We start from the raw sequence: 17102 nt of genomic DNA on the forward strand, positions 1-17102 counted from the left end.
TTCACCCCTTTTGGTGGTGTGGCGGACAACCGTCCGTCGCACCACCGCCTTGTCCGCATACGTTCGTCCCGCTGCGAGCCGCCGGGTCAACGGCGGCTCCCCATACGGGAGATCGGGGGTGTGCTCGTGCGCATCGGACTGCTGACGGAGGGTGGCTATCCGTATGTGAGCGGTGACGCCGGACTCTGGTGCGACCGGCTCGTGCGCGGGCTCGGGCGGCACGAGTTCGACATCTACGCGCTCAGCCGCACCGAGCGCCAGGAGGACCAGGGCTGGATCCAGCTGCCGCCCCAGGTCAAACGCGTACGCACGGCGCCGCTGTGGACGGCGCACAGCGACGGAGTGGTGTACGGACGCCGGGCCCGGCGCCGGTTCGCCGAGGCGTACGGGGAGCTCGCGGCGGCGGTGTGCGCAGGCCCGGAAGCCGCGGGCACGGAAGCCTCCGGGAACCCGGCGGACTCCGTCGCCGCCCAGGCGGACCGTTTCGCCAGCGCCCTGTACGGACTGGCCGAACTCGCCAGGGACGAGGGCGGACTGATCGGCGCCCTGCGCTCCGAGAGCGCGGTGCGTGCCCTGGAGCGCGCGTGCCGAGTGCCCGGCGCACTCCGCACGGCCCGCACCGCGCGCGTACCCGATCTGCTCAGCGTCGCCGCGCACATCGAGCGCACCCTGCGCCCCCTCTCGCTGGACTGGTACGAGGACGACGCGCTCGGTTCGGCCGACCTCTGCCACGCCGCGGCCGGCGGAGCGGCGGCGCTGCCCGGCCTCCTCGCCCGGCACTTCCTCGGGGTCCCGCTGCTGGTCACCGAGTACGGCGTGCAGTTGCGGGCGCACTACCTGGCCGCCGCGACCCTCGAAGAGGCCCCGGCCGTCCGGGCGCTGCTCGCCGCGTTCCACGGCCGGCTCGCCACCGAGGTCTACCGCGCCGCCGCGATCGTCACGCCCGGCAACGCGCACGCCCGCCGTTGGCAGGAGCGCTGCGGCGCCGACCGCGCCAAGCTGCGCACCGTCCACCCCGGCATGGAGGCCGCGCGCTTCGCGGACGTCGGGGAGGCTGTGCGGGGCAGCCGGTGCGCGGACCCCGACACGCTGGTGTGGGTCGGCCGCATCGAACCGGCCAAGGACCTGATCTCCCTGCTGCACGCCTTCGCCGAGATCCGCAGGGCCGAGCCGAAGACCCGGCTCCGGATCATCGGCGCCCCGGCCGAAGGCCCGGACGGCGCGACCTATCTGGCCCACTGCAAGGCGCTGGCCGCGCAGCTCTTCCCCGATGAGGCGGAGGGTGTGCACGCGGTCGGCGACAACCCGGTCTCCTTCGAGGAGATCGGCGGCCCGGAGATCCCGAGCCTCGCGGAGGCCTACGCCTGCGGAGCCCTGATCGTCCTGTCCAGCGTCGTCGAGGGCTTCCCGGTCAGTCTCGTCGAGGCCATGCTCTGCGGCCGGGCCACCGTCTCCACGGACGTGGGAGCGGTCGTCGAGGTCATCGGCGGTACGGGGCTGGTGGTTCCGCCGCGCAATCCACGGGCGCTCGCGGAGGCCTGCGTGGCGCTGCTGCGCGACCCCGAGCGCCGTGAGCGTCTGGGCGCGGCCGCCCGCGCACGCGCCCTCGAACTCTTCACCGTCGAGCAGAACATCACGGCATTTCACGGCATTTACCTGGAGATCGTCTCGCACTCCCCGGTGCGTCGGGTCATCGTGGACGAGGAGGGGGAGCCGTTGCCCTTCGGAGTCCCCGCCGAGGCCCATGTGCCCGGTCGCTGGACCGAGCCGCGCCTCATGACCGCGGGCCGACCGCGCTGGGCGGAGGGTGCACCGGTACGAGCCACCGCGCCCCTGACGGCGCCGGTTCCAGCGCCCGGGCCGGTGTCCGTTTCCGTGGGGGAGGGCGCGTGACGATCGACAGCGCCGGACCCGGCGCCCCGAGCGGGCTCGACGACCTGGGCGAACCGGACCGGCCCGCGACAGCGGCGAGCCCCGGCACCCGGGACGAGCGGTCGGCACGCGACACCGGTCCACTCCGCGACCGTGACTCGGCACCTGACGGCTCCTCGAGCGTGCGCGGGCCCGCCGGGCACCGAGGCGCTGTGGACCCCGTGAAAGCGCTGATGCACCGGCACCGCGAGCTCTGCGAGCGGGCCGTGGACCCGCTGGAGATCGCGGCGGGCCTGGAGGCGCACGGGGTGACCGACCGGACCGCCGCGCGCTTGCGGCACCGGGACGTCTTCTCGCTCGCCGAGGAGATGTACGCCCGCGCGGCACGCGACGGGGACTCCGCGCCCCGCACCGAGACTCCGGGACACCCCGGCACGCGCGCCTACTGGGCGGCGCTCGCCCTGGTGCCGGGCGCCCTCGGTACGGCCGTCGTCGTCGGGCTGCGGCTCACCGACGGGAACCAGCGTCTCGCCGTCGCCGCGTTCGGCGCCCTGGCCATGGCGTCGGGCCTGCACGTCGCCCTCCGCCGCGGCCCCCTGAGCACCCCGCACCGCACGGCGAACGCCGCACGCGCTTGGACCTGCTGGCTCGTCACATACGCCCTCGTCGGTGACGGACTGCTGAGCGCCGGGCAGGACGGCGGCCCGGACGGCCCCTGGCCCCTGGCCACCGCGTCCGTGCCGGCCCTCTCCCTGGCCTGCGCCCCGGCGGCCTGGTGCGCCCACCTCTTCGCCGTCCGTGCCCGTCGCCGGTTGAGCGCGAGCCGCGGCCTCGAGGAGTTCGCCGCCTCCGTCCGCCCCCTGCTCCTCGGGGCGTTCACCCTGTTCCTGTGCGCACTGGGCGGACTGCTCGCGCTGTCCGGGACGGTATTGAACGAGTCACCCGCCTACGCCGGAGCCGGCGCCCTCGGCGCGCTGCTCCTGCTCGCCAGACTGCTGACCACACGCGGCTTCACCCGCGCGCCGGGCCGCGCGCTCGCCGGCGCGGGCGCGACGGAGGCCACCGCCCTCGCCACGGTCTTCGCCGCGCGCCTGCCCGGCTGCTCGTTCCTGGCCACCCCCGTCGACAGCCTGATCGGGGCAGCGGGACCCGGCGCCGTACCGGCCCTGGCCTGCGGGGCGGGCGCACTCGTCCTCCTCGTCCAGGCGACCCGAACCCTCACCCGCGCCTCGGCCCACGCCCCGCCCTGCGAGGCCCCATGAGCCACGATCCGCGCCCCGACCCACCGAGCCCGCCTGCCCGGTGGCCCGAGGCCGCCCGAAACCGGCCCACGACACCCCCACCGCCGTGAGCCCTCCCCGGCACCCGGGCAGCGTCCCGGATCCGGGCCCTCTTTCTCCCGCGGGGCCGACACCGCGGGCCCTCTACGACCTACGGCACCACCTCGAAGGAGACAGCCAGATGATCACCTCCCGAACCGGAGAATCCGCCCCGGGAGCCGCCCGATGAGGGTCCTGCTGATCGGAGCCAACGGCTACCTCGGCCGTTTCGTCGCCGACAGACTGCTCGCCGACCCGGCCGTGCAGCTCACCGCGCTCGGCCGGGGCGACGACGCCGACGTGCGGTTCGACCTCGCTTCGGGCAGCCCCGGCGCACTCACCCGCTTCCTGGACGCGGTGCACCCCGGAGTCGTCATCAACTGCGCGGGCGCCACCCGCGGCGGCGCCCGCGACCTGACCCGGCACAACACCGTCGCCGTCGCCACCGTCTGCGAGGCGCTGCGCCGCAGCGGCTGCGGGGCCCGGCTCGTCCAGATCGGCTGCGGCGCCGAGTACGGGCCCAGCCAGTCCGGCTCCTCCACCGCGGAGGACGCCGTCCCGCGCCCGGGCGGCCCCTACGGAGTGAGCAAACTCGCCGCGACCGAACTCGTCCTCGGCTCCGGCCTGGACGCCGTCGTGCTCCGCGTCTTCTCACCCGCGGGACCCGGCACACCCGCCGGGTCCCCGCTCGGCCGGCTCGCCGAAGCCCTGCGCCGCGCCATGCAGGCCAGCGACGGCGAACTCAAACTCGGCGGCCTCGGCGTCCAACGCGACTTCATCGACGTCCGCGATGTCGCCCGCGCCGTCCACGCCGCCTCCCTGTCCGCAGCACAAGGCGTGATCAACATCGGCTCGGGCCGTGCCGTACGCCTCCGCGACGCCGCCGCCGTCCTCGCACGCGTGGCCGGCTACAGCGGCACCCTGCACGAACTCGACGGCCCGCCCGGCCCGCTCATGAGGCCGTCCATCGGCCACCCCCGCCCCGAACCCGACCACGTGGCCCCGGTCGCGTACCCCTACCCGGACGGCTGCGGCAGCTGGCAGCAGGCCGATGTGCGCACCGCACGCGACCGGCTCGGCTGGCGGCCCCGGATCAACCTCGAGGAATCCCTCGCCGACATCTGGATGGAGGCGGCATGTCGTATCTGACCAGCACCGCAACCGGCAGCGCGAGCACCGACTTAGGACTCGGCTTCGGCGTCCCCGGCTATGCGCACCCCCTTGTCGCCCCGGTGGAATGGGACGAACTCACCCGCCCCGGCACTCCCTTGCACTGGGTCGTCCTGAACGTGGACAACGGTCCCGGCGAGCGACCCGACCCGCGCTGCCTGGAGGCCACCGGACGGCTGCGCAACGCGGGCGTCCGGGTGCTGGGACTTCTCGACGCAGCCCATGGCGTACGCCCCTTCGGTGAAACGATCGCCGACGCGCGCCGCCATCTCGACTGGTACCAGGCCGACGGATTCATCCTCGACCGCTGTCCCACCGAACGCGCCGCGCTCCCCGAGATCCGCCGCACGGTCGGCGCGCTCCGCGCCCTTTGCGACGGCGCCCACATCGTGCTGGGCCACGGCACCCACCCCCACCCGGGATACGCCGAGAACGCCGACCAGCTGGTGACCTTCTCGGGACCCTGGACCGAATACCGCTGGTCGCAGGTCGCCGAATGGACCGCCGACTATCCCCCCGAGCGCTTCTGCCATTTCGTTCACGGTGTGCCGCGCGGCCACCTGGACGAGGCACTGCGCATCGCCCGCTGGCAGGGCGCCTCGACGATCTACTTCACCGACCGCTCGGATCACGGCGGGAAGGCCGACCCCTGGGAGACGATGCCCGGCTACTGGGACGAGATCGTCTCGCGGATCGGAACGGGTGTCTCGGAATGAAGAAGGGCGTGGCAGTGTTACGGGGAGAACAACTGTAGTGATTGACCGACCAACGGAGTCCCCGTGTCGCTGCCACCCCTGGTCGAGCCAGCCTCTGAGCTCACCGTAGACGAGGTCCGCAGGTACTCCCGCCACCTGATCATCCCCGATGTGGGTATGGACGGGCAGAAGCGGCTGAAGAACGCCAAGGTGCTCTGTGTGGGCGCCGGCGGCCTCGGATCGCCGGCACTGATGTACCTGGCCGCGGCGGGCGTGGGCACGCTCGGCATCGTGGAGTTCGACGAGGTCGACGAGTCGAACCTGCAGCGCCAGATCATCCACAGCCAGGCGGACATCGGCCGCTCCAAGGCCGAGTCCGCGCGCGATTCCGTGCTGGGCATCAACCCGTACGTGAACGTGGTCCTCCACGAAGTGCGGCTCGAGGCCGAGAACGTGATGGACATCTTCAGCCAGTACGACCTGATCGTCGACGGCACGGACAACTTCGCGACCCGCTACCTGGTCAACGACGCGTGCGTGCTGCTCAACAAGCCGTACGTGTGGGGCTCGATCTACCGCTTCGACGGACAGGCCTCCGTCTTCTGGTCCGAGCACGGTCCCTGCTACCGCTGCCTCTACCCGGAGCCCCCGCCGCCGGGCATGGTCCCGTCCTGCGCCGAGGGCGGTGTCCTCGGTGTGCTGTGCGCGTCCATCGGTTCCATCCAGGTCAACGAGGCGATCAAGCTTCTCGCGGGCATCGGTGAGCCGCTCGTCGGCCGCCTGATGATCTACGACGCCCTGGAGATGCAGTACCGCCAGGTCAAGGTCCGCAAGGACCCGAACTGTGCGGTCTGCAGTGAGAACCCCACCGTCACCGAGCTCATCGACTACGAGGCCTTCTGCGGTGTCGTGTCCGAGGAGGCGCAGGAGGCGGCCGCCGGCTCGACGATCACTCCCAAGCAGCTCAAGGAGTGGATCGACGACGGCGAGAACATCGAGATCATCGATGTCCGCGAGATCAACGAGTACGAGATCGTCTCGATCCCCGGCGCCAAGCTGATCCCGAAGAACGAGTTCCTCATGGGCGCCGCCCTGGAGACCCTGCCGCAGGACAAGAAGATCGTCCTGCACTGCAAGACGGGTGTCCGCAGTGCGGAGGTCCTCGCCGTCCTGAAGTCCGCCGGTTTCTCCGACGCGGTACACGTCGGCGGCGGTGTGATCGGCTGGGTCAACCAGATCGAGCCCGAGAAGCCGGTGTACTGACCGGCGCAGGCTCTGCCCGCTTTTCCGATGGTGGGGGTCTCGCGGACCAGGTGTCCGCGAGACCCCCACCATCGTCATGAACAGACCTTGCCGTCCTTCGGCACCGTCGCGTCCAGCAGATAGCTGTTCACGGTCGAGTCGACGCAGTCGCTGCCACTCCCGTAGGCGCCATGGCCCTCGCCCTTCCAGGTGAGCTCCACGCCCACGCCCTTGCCGAGCTCGTCCGCCATCCTGCGGGCACCCTCGTAGGGTGTCGCCGGGTCCCCGGTGTTGCCGACGACCAGCACGGGTCCGGCTCCCGGCGCACTGACCTCGGGGTTGTCGTACTGACCGGCCACCGGCCAGTCGTGGCACCAGCCCGCCGTGTCCCAGCCCATGAAGTCCCCGAAGACGGGCGAGATCCTCTCGAACTCGGGCAGCCGCTTCCTCGTCTCCTCGGGAGTCGGCCGCTCCTTGTCGTCCAAGCACGATATGACCCGTTGGGAATGCGTCGTCGTGCCGTAGTGCCCCGAGGCGTCGCGTTCGTTGTAGCCGTCGGCGAGTGTCAGCAGGGCCGAACCGTCCCCGCCCTCGGCGTCCTTCAGAGCTTCGGTGAGGCGCGGCCAGCCCTCCTTGCTGTAGAGCGGCAGCACGATGCCGGTGAGGGCCAGCGTCTGGCTGAGCCTGCGCCCGCCGGCGGTGGGCAGGGGCTTCGCGTCGATCCGCTTCAGCAGGTCCGCGATCTTCCGGGAGCCCTGCTTCGGGTCCTGGCCGGTGGACTTGAGGTAGTCGTCCAGGGCGCGCTGGAAGCCCAGCGTCTGGTTCTTGGCGTGGCCCACGGTGTCGGCGCTCGGGTCGACGACCGCGTCCAGCACCAGGCGTCCCACGTTCTTCGGGAACAAGTGGGCGTACACGCCGCCCAGTTCGGTGCCGTAGGAGATGCCGAAGTAGTGCATCCGGCGGTCGCCGAGGACCTGGCGCATCAGGTCCATGTCGCGGGCGCTGTCGGTCGTCGAGACATGGGCCATCAGCTTTCCGGCGGCCTTCGCACAGCCCTTGCCGAAGTCCGCGGCGTCCTTGAAGTACGCCGCTTCCTCGGCAGCGTCGTCCGGTGTGGCGTCCACCGACTCGGAGGCCTGGATCGCCTTGTCCCCACGGCACCGCACGCCTTCGCTGGCGGCCACCCCGCGCGGGTCCCAGCTCACCAGGTCGTAGCGTTCGTGGAGCGGGCCGACGACGCTCTCGTACGACGGCATCGTGGATACTCCCGAGCCGCCGGGGCCACCGAAGTTGAACAGCAGCGAGCCGATGCGCTTGCCCCGACCGCCGGTCGCCTTCGAGCGGATGAGCGCCAGGCCGATCGTCCCGCCGCCCGGCTTCGCGTAGTCCAGCGGCACCTTGAGCGTCGCGCACTGCCAGCCGTTCCCGGGCGCGGGGGAGTCCGAAGTGCCCTTGCAGCGGACCCAGTCGAGCTTCTGCGAGGTGAGCGAGGCGGGCAGCCCCGACGGCCCGCCGGAAGACGGAACGGTGGCCGACGGTCCGTCGCCGTTCTTCCCCTCGTCCTTGCTGTCGGCTGACGAGCCCCCGCCGCAGCCGGCCAGCAGCAACGCGGCGGTGGCAGCGGCCGTCCACCGTGCGAAACGTGTCATGAGTGTCCCCCTCGCCCGTGGTCCGCCCGAAGTCGCGGATCACATGCAGGCCATAGTAGGCGTCAGCCGCCGACCGCCGCCGAGGCCTGTGGATAACACTGTGACCTGCAGTTTTCTAGGAACAAACGGTGCCGGCCGACGGCACGGTGCCTTCGAGCAGATAGCCGTTCACCGCGCCCTGCACGCACTTGTTCTTGCTGTCGTACGATCCGTGCCCCTGACCCTTGTACGTCAGCTCGACTCCGACACCCTTGCCGAGCGCGTCCACCATCGCCCGGGCGCCCCCGTACGGCGTGGCGGGGTCGCCGGTGTTGCCGACCACGAGGATCGGTGCCGCGCCGGGGGCGCTGACATCCGGGTGCTCGGCGGCCCCCGGCACGGCCCAGTCGGTGCAACTGACCATGCCCCAGGCCAGGTAGTCGCCGAACAGCGGTGAGGCGGACCGGAACTCCGGAACCTTCGACTGCACATAGTCGGCGGTGTAACGCGGCTTGTCGTCGGCGCAGTTGATGGAGATGTTCGCCGGGGTGATGTTGCTGTACTGGCCGTTCTCGCTGCGTCCGTTCATCGAGTCCGACAGCAGCATCAGCACCCTGCCGTCGCCGTCGTACGCCTGCTGAAGCCCTTCCGTCAGGTACTCCCAGAAGTCCTTGGAGTACAGCGACTGCGCGATGCCGCTGGTCGCGGCGGTCTGGGTGAGCCGACGCGGGAAGACACCGGGGATCGGACTGGTTTCGAGGTCCTTCAGCAGTTTGGCGATGCGGTCCTTGACGTCCTGCGGGGTGTCTCCGATGGGGCAGTCCTCGGCCTTCGAGGTGCAGTCCGCGGCGAAGTTGTCCAGCGCGAGCTGGAAGCCCTTGGCTTGCCCGAGGGAGCTCTGTTCCACGTTCTGCGTCGGGTCGACGACTCCGTCGAAGACGGCGCGGCCCACGTTCTTGGGGAACAAGTGGGCGTAGACGCCGCCCAGTTCGGTGCCGTACGAGATGCCGAAGTAATGCAGCTTGTCGTCGCCGAGCACCTGTCGCATCAGGTCCATGTCGCGAGCGGCGTCCGTCGTGCGTACATGGGGGAGGACCCTGCCGGAGTTCTTCTCGCACGCCGTGTTGAACGTCCTGGTGTTCCGCAGGAGTTCCTGCTGTTCCGCGGCGTCGTCCGGAGTTGCGTCCTGCTGGAAGAACCTGTCGAGCTGCCGGTCGTTCTCGCACTTCACACCCGCGCTGCGGCCGACGCCGCGCGGGTCGAAACTCACCAGGTCGTAGCGGGTGCGCAGGGCGGGGTAGTCCTGGCCGAAGGCGGGCAGGGCGGTGACGCCCGAGCCGCCGGGGCCGCCGAAGTTGAAGATGAGAGAGCCGATTCGCTTGTCCGGTTCGCCGCTCGCCTTCGCACGGATCAGCGCGAGTCCGATCGTGTCGCCCTTGGGGTCGGACCAGTCGAGGGGCACCTTCAAGGTGGCGCACTGCCACTCCGCACCGCCCGGCAGAGGTGAGGGGGCGCTGCCGCCGCCCTCGGCCTCGGACGGCGCCGGGCACGCCTTCCAGCTCAGCTTCTGTGCCGTCAGATCCCCGTCCTTGGAGTCACCGCTGCAGCCGGACACCCACGAGGTCAGCAGGGCGGCGGTGGCGGCCAGAGCGGCGGCGCGCAGCTGGGGCGGGTTCGGCATGTTCCCCATCCTGCGGGCGTGCGAGGTGGGGCGCTCGGGGCACGAGCCGTGTGGGTGAGGGCGCCTCACGGGGCCCGCACCCGGAGGGCGCGGGGCATGGACGAGACCGTCCGCACGCGGGTGGGCCGAGGCGCGTACGGGACGGTCCTCGCGCGGACCCTAGAGTGCGCCCTTGCGCGTCAGATGGTTGAAGAACAGCCATCCCGGCAGCACCGGAATCCACAGTGTGAGCAGCCGGTACAGCAGTACCGCGGGCGCCGCGACCTCCTTGGGGAGGCCGATGGCGATCAGACCGACGGTGAGGGTCGCCTCGACCGCGCCGACACCACCCGGGGTCGGCGCCGCCGAACCCAGCGCGTTACCGGCGAGGAAGACGACGGCGACACTGGCGAGGCTGAGCGTGGTCGTCTGTTCGTTGCCGAACGCACGGATCGACGCGTCCAGGCACATGACGAAGCAGGCCGTCAGCAGCAGCATGCCGCCGATGCCGGTGACGAGCTTCTGCGGCCGCTGCAGCACGTCGAGCATGCGCGGTACGACGCCCGCGAACAGCGACCTCACGCGCGTGGAGACGAACTTGCGCAGCAGCGGCACCGACGTCACCACGAGGATGAACACCGCGACCGTCAGCAGACCCGCGATGACCGTACGGGACGGCGACAGGGACGGCGTCTTCTCCGTACCGGTCAGATAGCCGAAGGACAGCAGCATCAGGATGTGGCAGCCGAGCCCGAACAGCTGCGACGCGCCGACGCTCGCCACCGCGAGTCCCGGCCGCACCCCGGCACGCTGCAGGAAGCGTGTGTTGAGGGCGACGCCGCCGACCGCGGCGGGCGCCACGATCTTCACGAACGAACCGGCGACCTGCGCCGCCGCGGTCCGCAGGAACGGCACCCGCTCGGGAACGAAGCCGAGCAGGCTCATCGCCGCCGCGAAGTAGCTCAGAGCGGAGAACAGCGCGGCCGCCGCGACCCAGCCCCACTGGGCGTTGTCGAAGAGGGTCCTGAACTCGATGTGGGTGAGCTGGGTCAGCAGGAAGTACGCGCCGATCGCTCCGGCGATGAAACTGATCAGCGTGCGGGGCTTGACCCGCTCCAGGCGGGCCGGCTCGACGGGTGCCTGCGGTCTGATCAGCAGTACCTGGTGGCGGATCTGGGTGAGCAGATCCTCCTCGCGCGCCTCGTCCAGGGCCTCGTCGATCGCCCGCTTCTCGGCGCGCTGCTCGGCGCGTACGGCCTTCTTCCCGGACCTCTCCGGTACGGGCGGGGCCGCTTCGCCGGCGTCCTCGGCCGCGTCCTCGGCGCGGGCGAGCCTGGCCTGCCGTGAGGCCTCCAGCACCGCCTCGCGTTCGCGCTGCGAGCGCTCCCGGGCAAGTTTGCGCAGCGTCGCGCGCGTGGAGCGCGTCAACGCGATCGGCTGGAGCATGGGCAGGCAGTCCGCGACGGCGTCCGGGCCGAGCACGCCGACCGCGGACGTCACCGCGCGCTCGGCGCCCACGCGCAGTCCGAGGGTGGTCACCAGCTGGGCGATGTCCATGCGCAGCAGCAGATCGCCCGCCGCGATCTCGCCGCCGCGCAGATCGGTGAGGATCACCGTGCCGGAACGATCCACCAGAATCGCGTCGCCCGCGAGCCGGCGGTGCGCGATGCGCCGGGACTGCAGCGCCTGCACCTGGTGCCAGGTGTCGCGCAGCAGTTCGTCGGTGATCAGGTCGTCGGGCAGCGAGTCGAGGGTGTGACCACCGGTGTGCTCGTAGACGAGCATCACGGCGTCCGGGCCCAGCTCGGAGGTCGCGATCAGCTTGGGCGCGTTGGCCCCGGCCGCGATGGCCGCGTAGGCGAGGAGGGCTTCCTGCTCCAGGGCCTGGCGCAGTGACTGGAGGCTGCGGCGCGTGGTGATGCCGCGCAGCGTCAGACGGCGCCAGACGCGGTAGAAGAAGCCCTGTGCCTGCTGCTCGCGGTCGACGACCGTGACGTCCAGCGGCGGGCCGTCCTCCAGGGTGACGAAGTAGCGTCGGCCGCGGTCGCCGCTCTCCGCGGTCTCGGGCATCTCCTCGCGGGCCGCGCTGACCGGGTGGAAGCCGACATGGCGAAGGCCCGCCATCAGTGTCCGTCCGGTCGGCCGTACGTTCGGCGAACCGACCGCGTACAGCGTCCCGTAGGCGACGGTCCAGCCGATCAGCACCGTCAGGATGATCGAGAACGGGGTCGTGTAGCCGGTCACCAGCATGGAGAAGGCGTCGAGGAGCAGCACGACCCAGAGCACCCCGCGCCAGCGCGGTCTGCGGGACATGCCGACGGCCGTCATATAGGCGATGACCGGTGCCAGATAGCCGTGCACAGGGTCGGTGAGGGCGTGTATGTCACCCGGCGAGGGCTGGGTGAGCGCCTCCTGGATGGAGCCCGGGGCGCCCTTCGCGACCCAGAGGTCCGTGGCGAGTGTCACTCCGTGGGCGAGGACCGCGGCGAGGACGCCGTCGGCGATGCGCAGCCCGTCGCGTTTGATCAGCCGCTCGATGGCGAAGGCCACCGGCACCAGGAGGATCGCGATGCTCGACGCCAAACCCGCGATCTTGATCAGCAGATCGGGTGCCTGTCCGGTGCCCTTGTTGATGTCCTGTTCGAGACCCGAGGTGGTGCCGTGCGCGAACGCGGCGATGGCGAGCAGCACCACGATCGCGAGAACGCCGACCAGGAGCCGCATCAGGTCGGACGGGCGGTGCACGCGCGCGGGGAGCAGCGGTTCGTCGCCTTCGACCTCGTCGGCATGGACCTCGTCGGCGCAGTCGGCGTCCCGCTCGGCCTGCCGCTTCTCGTCCCCGTAGGTCCGAGACGGGTGGGTCCTAGGAGAGGGGTCCTCGGCCTCGCCTGAGCCCGTCGTGCTCGGCAGGGAGGAGGACTCGCTCGCCCTGCCGTCCGCGTCCTTCTCGTCGACGCCGCCGGTGTCCGGGCGTGACGAGGCAGCGGAGGTGCTCTCCGCGTCTTCGGGGTGCACGCCCTGCTGCCTCATGGTCTCTTCTTGATCTCGTATCACCAGTCACCGCCCGCACGATGGTGGCATGCCCGACCGACACACGGGGGCATCAGGGTGCAAATGCGGGGCGCGCAATCTGCTACAAGCGTCACTCCGTGGCGGGGAATATGCACAGCCGCCGCCGCGTCACGTTGTCGGTGGGGTGGGGCAGGATGGGGCGGATGAGCGAGCAGAGCCTTCCGGCGGGCGCCCTGCCGGAGTACGCGGAGCGGGTCCTCGACGTCGCCGAGCTGGTCCCGCCCGGCCGCGTCATGACGTACGGCGACATCGCCGAATGGCTGGAAGAGGGTGGGCCGCGCCAGGTGGGCCGGGTGCTGGCCCTCTACGGAGGAGCGGTTCCGTGGTGGCGAGTCATACGCGCCGACGGTGTGCTGCTCCCCGGCCACGAACTGGACGCGCTGGCCCACTACCGCGCCGAAGGAACGCCTCTGAAGGAGGCGAGCCGGGCCGCCGAGGGGCATCTGCCGCGTGTCGACATGAGACGGGCCCGATGGGACGGCGGCGAACGCGCGGAAGGTCACACCTGACAGCTTCCGGCATTCACGGGGCCGAAGGGGAAACCGAGGCCGGTAAGAGGGAAACGAGGCACATCCGTGACATGCCGTACGTTCGTGAAGGACGGGACGCACGTGGCATGAGGGAAGAATCGGAAGCCCTCCTTCCGTGAACGGCGACGGCGTAGCGTCGTCGGCACGCGTCCCCCTCACCCCGCGGTCACCGCCCTCCACGCGCGGCAGTCCGCCAACCAGTACGACCACCAGGACCGGCGAACCACGTGAGCTCCACTTCTTCCACCAGGCGCCTGACGCACCCATCGGTGCGCCAGGGGGCCCGTGGTGCGTACCGTCTCGTGCGCACCTCGCCGACCCGGGTGGATCCCCCTCGTCTTGACGCAGGACAACGCGCGGTGGTTGACCACGGGAGCGGTCCGCTGCTCGTGCTCGCGGGTCCCGGTACGGGCAAGACGACCACGCTCGTCGAATCCGTGGCCGCCCGGATCGAACGGGGCGGCGACCCGGAACGGATCCTGGTGCTCACGTTCAGCCGCAAGGCGGCCGTCGAGCTGCGCGACCGCATGGCGCTGCGCATAGGGGCCGCCCGCGCCCCCCGGGCCACCACGTTCCACTCCTTCTGCTACGCCCTGATCCGCGCCCACCAGGACAGCGACCTGTTCGTGGAGCCCCTGCGGCTGCTGTCCGGCCCCGAGCAGGACGTGGCCGTGCGCGAGCTGCTCGCGGGCCAGCCCGACCTGGAGCGGCTGGGCCTCGCCCATGTGCGCTGGCCGGACGAACTGCGCGCGTGCCTGACCACCCGCGGCTTCGCCGACGAGGTCCGCGCGGTCCTCGCCCGCAGCCGGGAACTCGGGCTCGGCCCCGACGCCCTGGAGGCCTTCGCGCGGCGCATCGGCCGCCCGGACTGGGGCGCGGCGGCGGCCTTCCTCGCCGAGTACCTCGACGTCCTCGACATGCAAGGAGTCCTCGACTACGCGGAACTGGTCCATCGCGCGGTGCTCCTCGTCCGACGCCCCGAGGTCGCCGAGCGGCTCGCGGCGCAGTACGACGCCGTCTATGTGGACGAGTACCAGGACACCGACCCCGCGCAGGTGCGGCTGCTGCGCGGCCTCGCGGGCGGCGGGCGCACCCTCGTCGCCTTCGGTGACCCCGACCAGTCGATCTACGCCTTCCGCGGCGCCGACGTGAACGGCATCCTGGATTTCCCCGACGCCTTCCCGCGCACGGACGGCCGCCCGGCTCCGGTCGAGGTCCTCAGGACGTCCCGCCGCTCGGGCGCCGATCTGCTGGCCGCCACCCGCCGGCTCACCCAGCGCATGCCGCTGACCCGTCTGCCGGCCCACAAGGTGCGTGCCCATCGCGAGCTGTCCCCGGTAAGGGACGGTGGAGAGATCGAGGTCTACACCTATCCGACGGCCGGCACGGAGCTGGACAACATCGCGGACATCCTGCGCCGCGCCCACCTGGAGGACGGTGTTCCCTGGGGAGAGATGGCCGTCCTGGTGCGCGCCGGTTCCCGGACGATCCCCACGATCCGGCGGGCGCTCACCTCGGCCGGGGTGCCCCTCGACATCGACGGCGACGATCTGCCCCTGCGGCACGAACCCGCCGTCGCGCCGCTGCTGACCGCGCTGCGGGCGGTGGCCCGGGCGGAGTCGGAGCCGGGTGCGGACCGGGTGTCCGGTGCCGACGCCGACGCCGATCCGCGTACTGACACCGGCCCGCGTGCCGACGCCGATCCGCGCACCGGCACCGCCCCGCGTGCCGAGCCCGATCCGAGTGCCGACATCGACCCGCATGAGGACACCGCCGACGTCCGCGTCGCTTCCTGGCTCGACACCGAGACCGCGCTCACCCTCCTCGCCTCGCCTCTCGCGAGCATGGACGCCGCCGACCTGCGGCGCCTGGGACGAGCGCTGCGGGAGGAGGAGCGCGCCGGCGGAAACCTCGTACCCCCGCCGTCCGACGTCCTGCTCGCCCGCGCGCTGGCCGAGCCGGAGCGGCTCGTCGCGCACGATCCCGCGTACGCCCGAGGGGCCCAGCGCCTCGGCGCGCTGCTACGCAGGGCGCGTGAGCGTCTCGCGGGCGGCGGAACGGCCGAGGAGGCCCTCTGGGACCTGTGGGACGGCACACCGTGGCCGCAGCGCCTGGAGCGGGCCGCCCGGCGCGGTGGCGCGGCCGGACGCAACGCCGACCGGGACCTCGATGCCGTCTGCGCACTCTTCGCGACCGCCGGGCGCGCGGAGGAGCGCACGGGAGGCCGCGGCGCCCTGAACTTCCTGGAGGAGGTCGACGCCGAGGACATCGCCGCCGACACGCTCACCCGCAGGGCCGTCCGCCCTGATGCCGTACGCCTGATGACGGCACACCGCTCCAAGGGCCTGGAGTGGCGCCTCGTCGTCGTCGCGGGCGTCCAGGAGGGCCTGTGGCCGGATCTGCGCCGCCGCGGTTCCCTGCTGGAGGCCGACCGCATCGGGCGGGACGGACTCGCCGAACCCCTCACACCCGGGGCACTGCTCTCCGAGGAACGCCGGCTGTTCTACGTGGCCGCCACGCGCGCGCGTGAACGCCTCGTCGTGACCGCGGTGAAGGCTCCGGCCGACGACGGCGACCAGCCCTCGCGCTTCCTTACCGAACTCGGCGTCGAACCCAAGGACGTGACCGGCCGCCCACGCCGCCCCCTGGCCGTCGCCCCGCTGGTCGCCGAGCTGCGCGCCACCACCGTCGACCCGCGCGTCTCGGACGGCCTCAGGCAGGCCGCGGCCCGCCGGCTCGCCCGGCTCGCCGCGCTCGCCGACGAGGAGGGCCGCCCGCTGGTCCCCTCCGCGCACCCCTACCGCTGGTGGGGCATGTACGAGCCGACGGAGAGCAAGGTCCCGCTGCGCGACCGCGACCAGCCCGTCGTGCTCTCCGGCAGCGCCCTCGCCCAACTCGCCAACACCTGCGCCCTGCAGTGGTTCCTGGGGCGGGAGGTGAAGGCCGACGCGCCCGCGACAGCCGCCCAGGGCTTCGGCAACGTGGTGCACGTCCTCGCCGACGAGGTCGCGTCCGGACGCACCCCCGCCGACCTCGACGTCCTCATGGAGCGTCTCGACTCCGTGTGGAACGCGCTCGCCTTCGACGCGCCCTGGAAGTCCGCGCAGGAGAAGGAGAACGCGCGCGTGGCGCTCGAACGCTTCCTGAAGTGGCACGTCATGGACCGCACCGGCCGTACGCCGGTGGCCAGCGAGCACGACTTCGACGTCACCCTCGAAGCCGGCTCCTACGAAGTGCGCATCCGCGGCTCCATGGACCGCGTCGAGGCCGACACCGAGGGCCGCGCCTACGTGGTCGACTTCAAGACCGGCAAGCAGGCGCCGAGCGCCGCCGAGGTGACCCACCACCCGCAGCTCGCCGTCTACCAGCTCGCCATCGGCGAGGGCGCGGTCGACGACGTCTTCGACGGTGTACGCCCCGAAGCGGGCGGTGCCGAACTCGTCCAGCTCCGCCAGGGCGCCGCCAAGAAGAACGGCGGCGAGACCCTGCCCAAGGTGCAGGCGCAGGAGCCGCCGGAGGGCGAGTGGGTCGGCGACCTCCTGGCGAACGCCGCCGGCAAGGTCCTCGACGAACGGTTCTCACCGACAACGGGACAACACTGCACGCACTGCTCCTTCCGGGCATCCTGCAGCGCCCGGTCGGAGGGCCGGCAGGTGGTCGAGTGACGGATCCCGCAGCGGCTCCGGGCAGGGGTCGGACGGGTCGTCGGACAGGTTGATCGGAGACGCGTACCGGCCGCGAGCGAGACGATGCACGCAGCGCACACCAAGTGGTGGAATGCCGGGTCCCGTGGCGCAGTCCAGGTCGCCGGTCCGTGGGTCAGAGGATGCGACGTCAGCGAGTGACGTACGGCACCACATGTGCTGACCTGTGGTTCTTCCGCCCCGGACGTCGATGTGGCCACGGCTGTCGGT

General features: G+C 71.7%; 10 protein-coding genes. 7 read left to right on the forward strand and 3 right to left on the reverse strand.

From position 1 onward, the window contains the following. Nucleotides 1-126 precede the first annotated feature (126 nt). The 5 genes from N4G66_RS03435 to moeZ all read left to right on the forward strand — a co-directional run bounded on the left by N4G66_RS03435 (nt 127) and on the right by moeZ (nt 6319). Nucleotides 127-1893 carry a DUF3492 domain-containing protein gene (locus N4G66_RS03435; protein ID WP_261702445.1) on the forward strand — a complete coding sequence of 589 codons (1767 nt, stop codon included), beginning with the start codon at nt 127-129 and terminating at the stop codon, nt 1891-1893. Between the two features lie 212 nt (nt 1894-2105). Beyond that, nucleotides 2106-3134 (forward strand): hypothetical protein, encoded by a 1029-nt coding sequence (locus tag N4G66_RS03440; protein WP_391858742.1) that lies wholly within the window; start codon nt 2106-2108, stop codon nt 3132-3134. 243 nt (nt 3135-3377) lie between these two features. Then, nucleotides 3378-4340 (forward strand): NAD-dependent epimerase/dehydratase family protein, encoded by a 963-nt coding sequence (locus N4G66_RS03445; RefSeq protein WP_261702405.1) that lies wholly within the window; start codon nt 3378-3380, stop codon nt 4338-4340. Then, nucleotides 4328-5077, forward strand: coding sequence for a spherulation-specific family 4 protein (locus tag N4G66_RS03450; RefSeq protein ID WP_261702406.1), 750 nt, complete (start codon nt 4328-4330; stop codon nt 5075-5077). Before N4G66_RS03445 ends, N4G66_RS03450 begins: the two co-directional genes overlap by 13 nt. 63 nt (nt 5078-5140) lie before the next feature. Then, complete coding sequence (gene moeZ / locus N4G66_RS03455) at nt 5141-6319, forward strand: adenylyltransferase/sulfurtransferase MoeZ (protein WP_261702407.1); 1179 nt, start codon at nt 5141-5143, stop codon at nt 6317-6319. A 74-nt stretch (nt 6320-6393) separates the two neighbouring features. Here moeZ and N4G66_RS03460 read toward each other — a convergent pair whose 3' ends face one another. The 3 genes from N4G66_RS03460 to N4G66_RS03470 all read right to left on the reverse strand — a co-directional run bounded on the left by N4G66_RS03460 (nt 6394) and on the right by N4G66_RS03470 (nt 12616). Beyond that, complete coding sequence (locus N4G66_RS03460; protein WP_261702408.1) at nt 6394-7947, reverse strand: alpha/beta fold hydrolase; 1554 nt, start codon at nt 7945-7947, stop codon at nt 6394-6396. A 115-nt stretch (nt 7948-8062) separates the two neighbouring features. Further along, nucleotides 8063-9607, reverse strand: a complete 1545-nt coding sequence (locus N4G66_RS03465) for an alpha/beta hydrolase (protein ID WP_261702409.1) — start codon at nt 9605-9607, stop codon at nt 8063-8065. 159 nt (nt 9608-9766) lie between these two features. Beyond that, nucleotides 9767-12616, reverse strand: a complete 2850-nt coding sequence (locus N4G66_RS03470) for a lysylphosphatidylglycerol synthase transmembrane domain-containing protein (RefSeq protein WP_261702410.1) — start codon at nt 12614-12616, stop codon at nt 9767-9769. 185 nt (nt 12617-12801) lie between these two features. On the opposite strand from N4G66_RS03470, the gene N4G66_RS03475 reads away from it, so the two are divergent. Beyond that, nucleotides 12802-13167, forward strand: coding sequence for an MGMT family protein (locus tag N4G66_RS03475; protein ID WP_315903608.1), 366 nt, complete (start codon nt 12802-12804; stop codon nt 13165-13167). A gap of 248 nt (nt 13168-13415) precedes the next feature. Next, nucleotides 13416-16853, forward strand: coding sequence for an ATP-dependent helicase (locus N4G66_RS03480; RefSeq protein WP_261702412.1), 3438 nt, complete (start codon nt 13416-13418; stop codon nt 16851-16853). Nucleotides 16854-17102 lie beyond the last annotated feature (249 nt).

Source organism: Streptomyces rhizosphaerihabitans, assembly GCF_025399795.1.
GTDB classification, from domain to species: domain Bacteria; phylum Actinomycetota; class Actinomycetes; order Streptomycetales; family Streptomycetaceae; genus Streptomyces; species Streptomyces rhizosphaerihabitans.

Bases quoted from the DNA above. Each gene is read 5' to 3' on its own strand.
- N4G66_RS03475 (WP_315903608.1), top strand. From the start codon at position 12,802: ATGAGCGAGCAGAGCCTTCCGGCGGGCGCCCTGCCGGAGTACGCGGAG.
- N4G66_RS03450 (WP_261702406.1), top strand. From the start codon at position 4,328: ATGTCGTATCTGACCAGCACCGCAACCGGCAGCGCGAGCACCGACTTA.
- N4G66_RS03445 (WP_261702405.1), top strand. From the start codon at position 3,378: ATGAGGGTCCTGCTGATCGGAGCCAACGGCTACCTCGGCCGTTTCGTC.
- N4G66_RS03465 (WP_261702409.1), bottom strand. From the start codon at position 9,607: ATGCCGAACCCGCCCCAGCTGCGCGCCGCCGCTCTGGCCGCCACCGCC.
- N4G66_RS03440 (WP_391858742.1), top strand. From the start codon at position 2,106: ATGCACCGGCACCGCGAGCTCTGCGAGCGGGCCGTGGACCCGCTGGAG.
- N4G66_RS03460 (WP_261702408.1), bottom strand. From the start codon at position 7,947: ATGACACGTTTCGCACGGTGGACGGCCGCTGCCACCGCCGCGTTGCTG.
- N4G66_RS03470 (WP_261702410.1), bottom strand. From the start codon at position 12,616: ATGAGGCAGCAGGGCGTGCACCCCGAAGACGCGGAGAGCACCTCCGCT.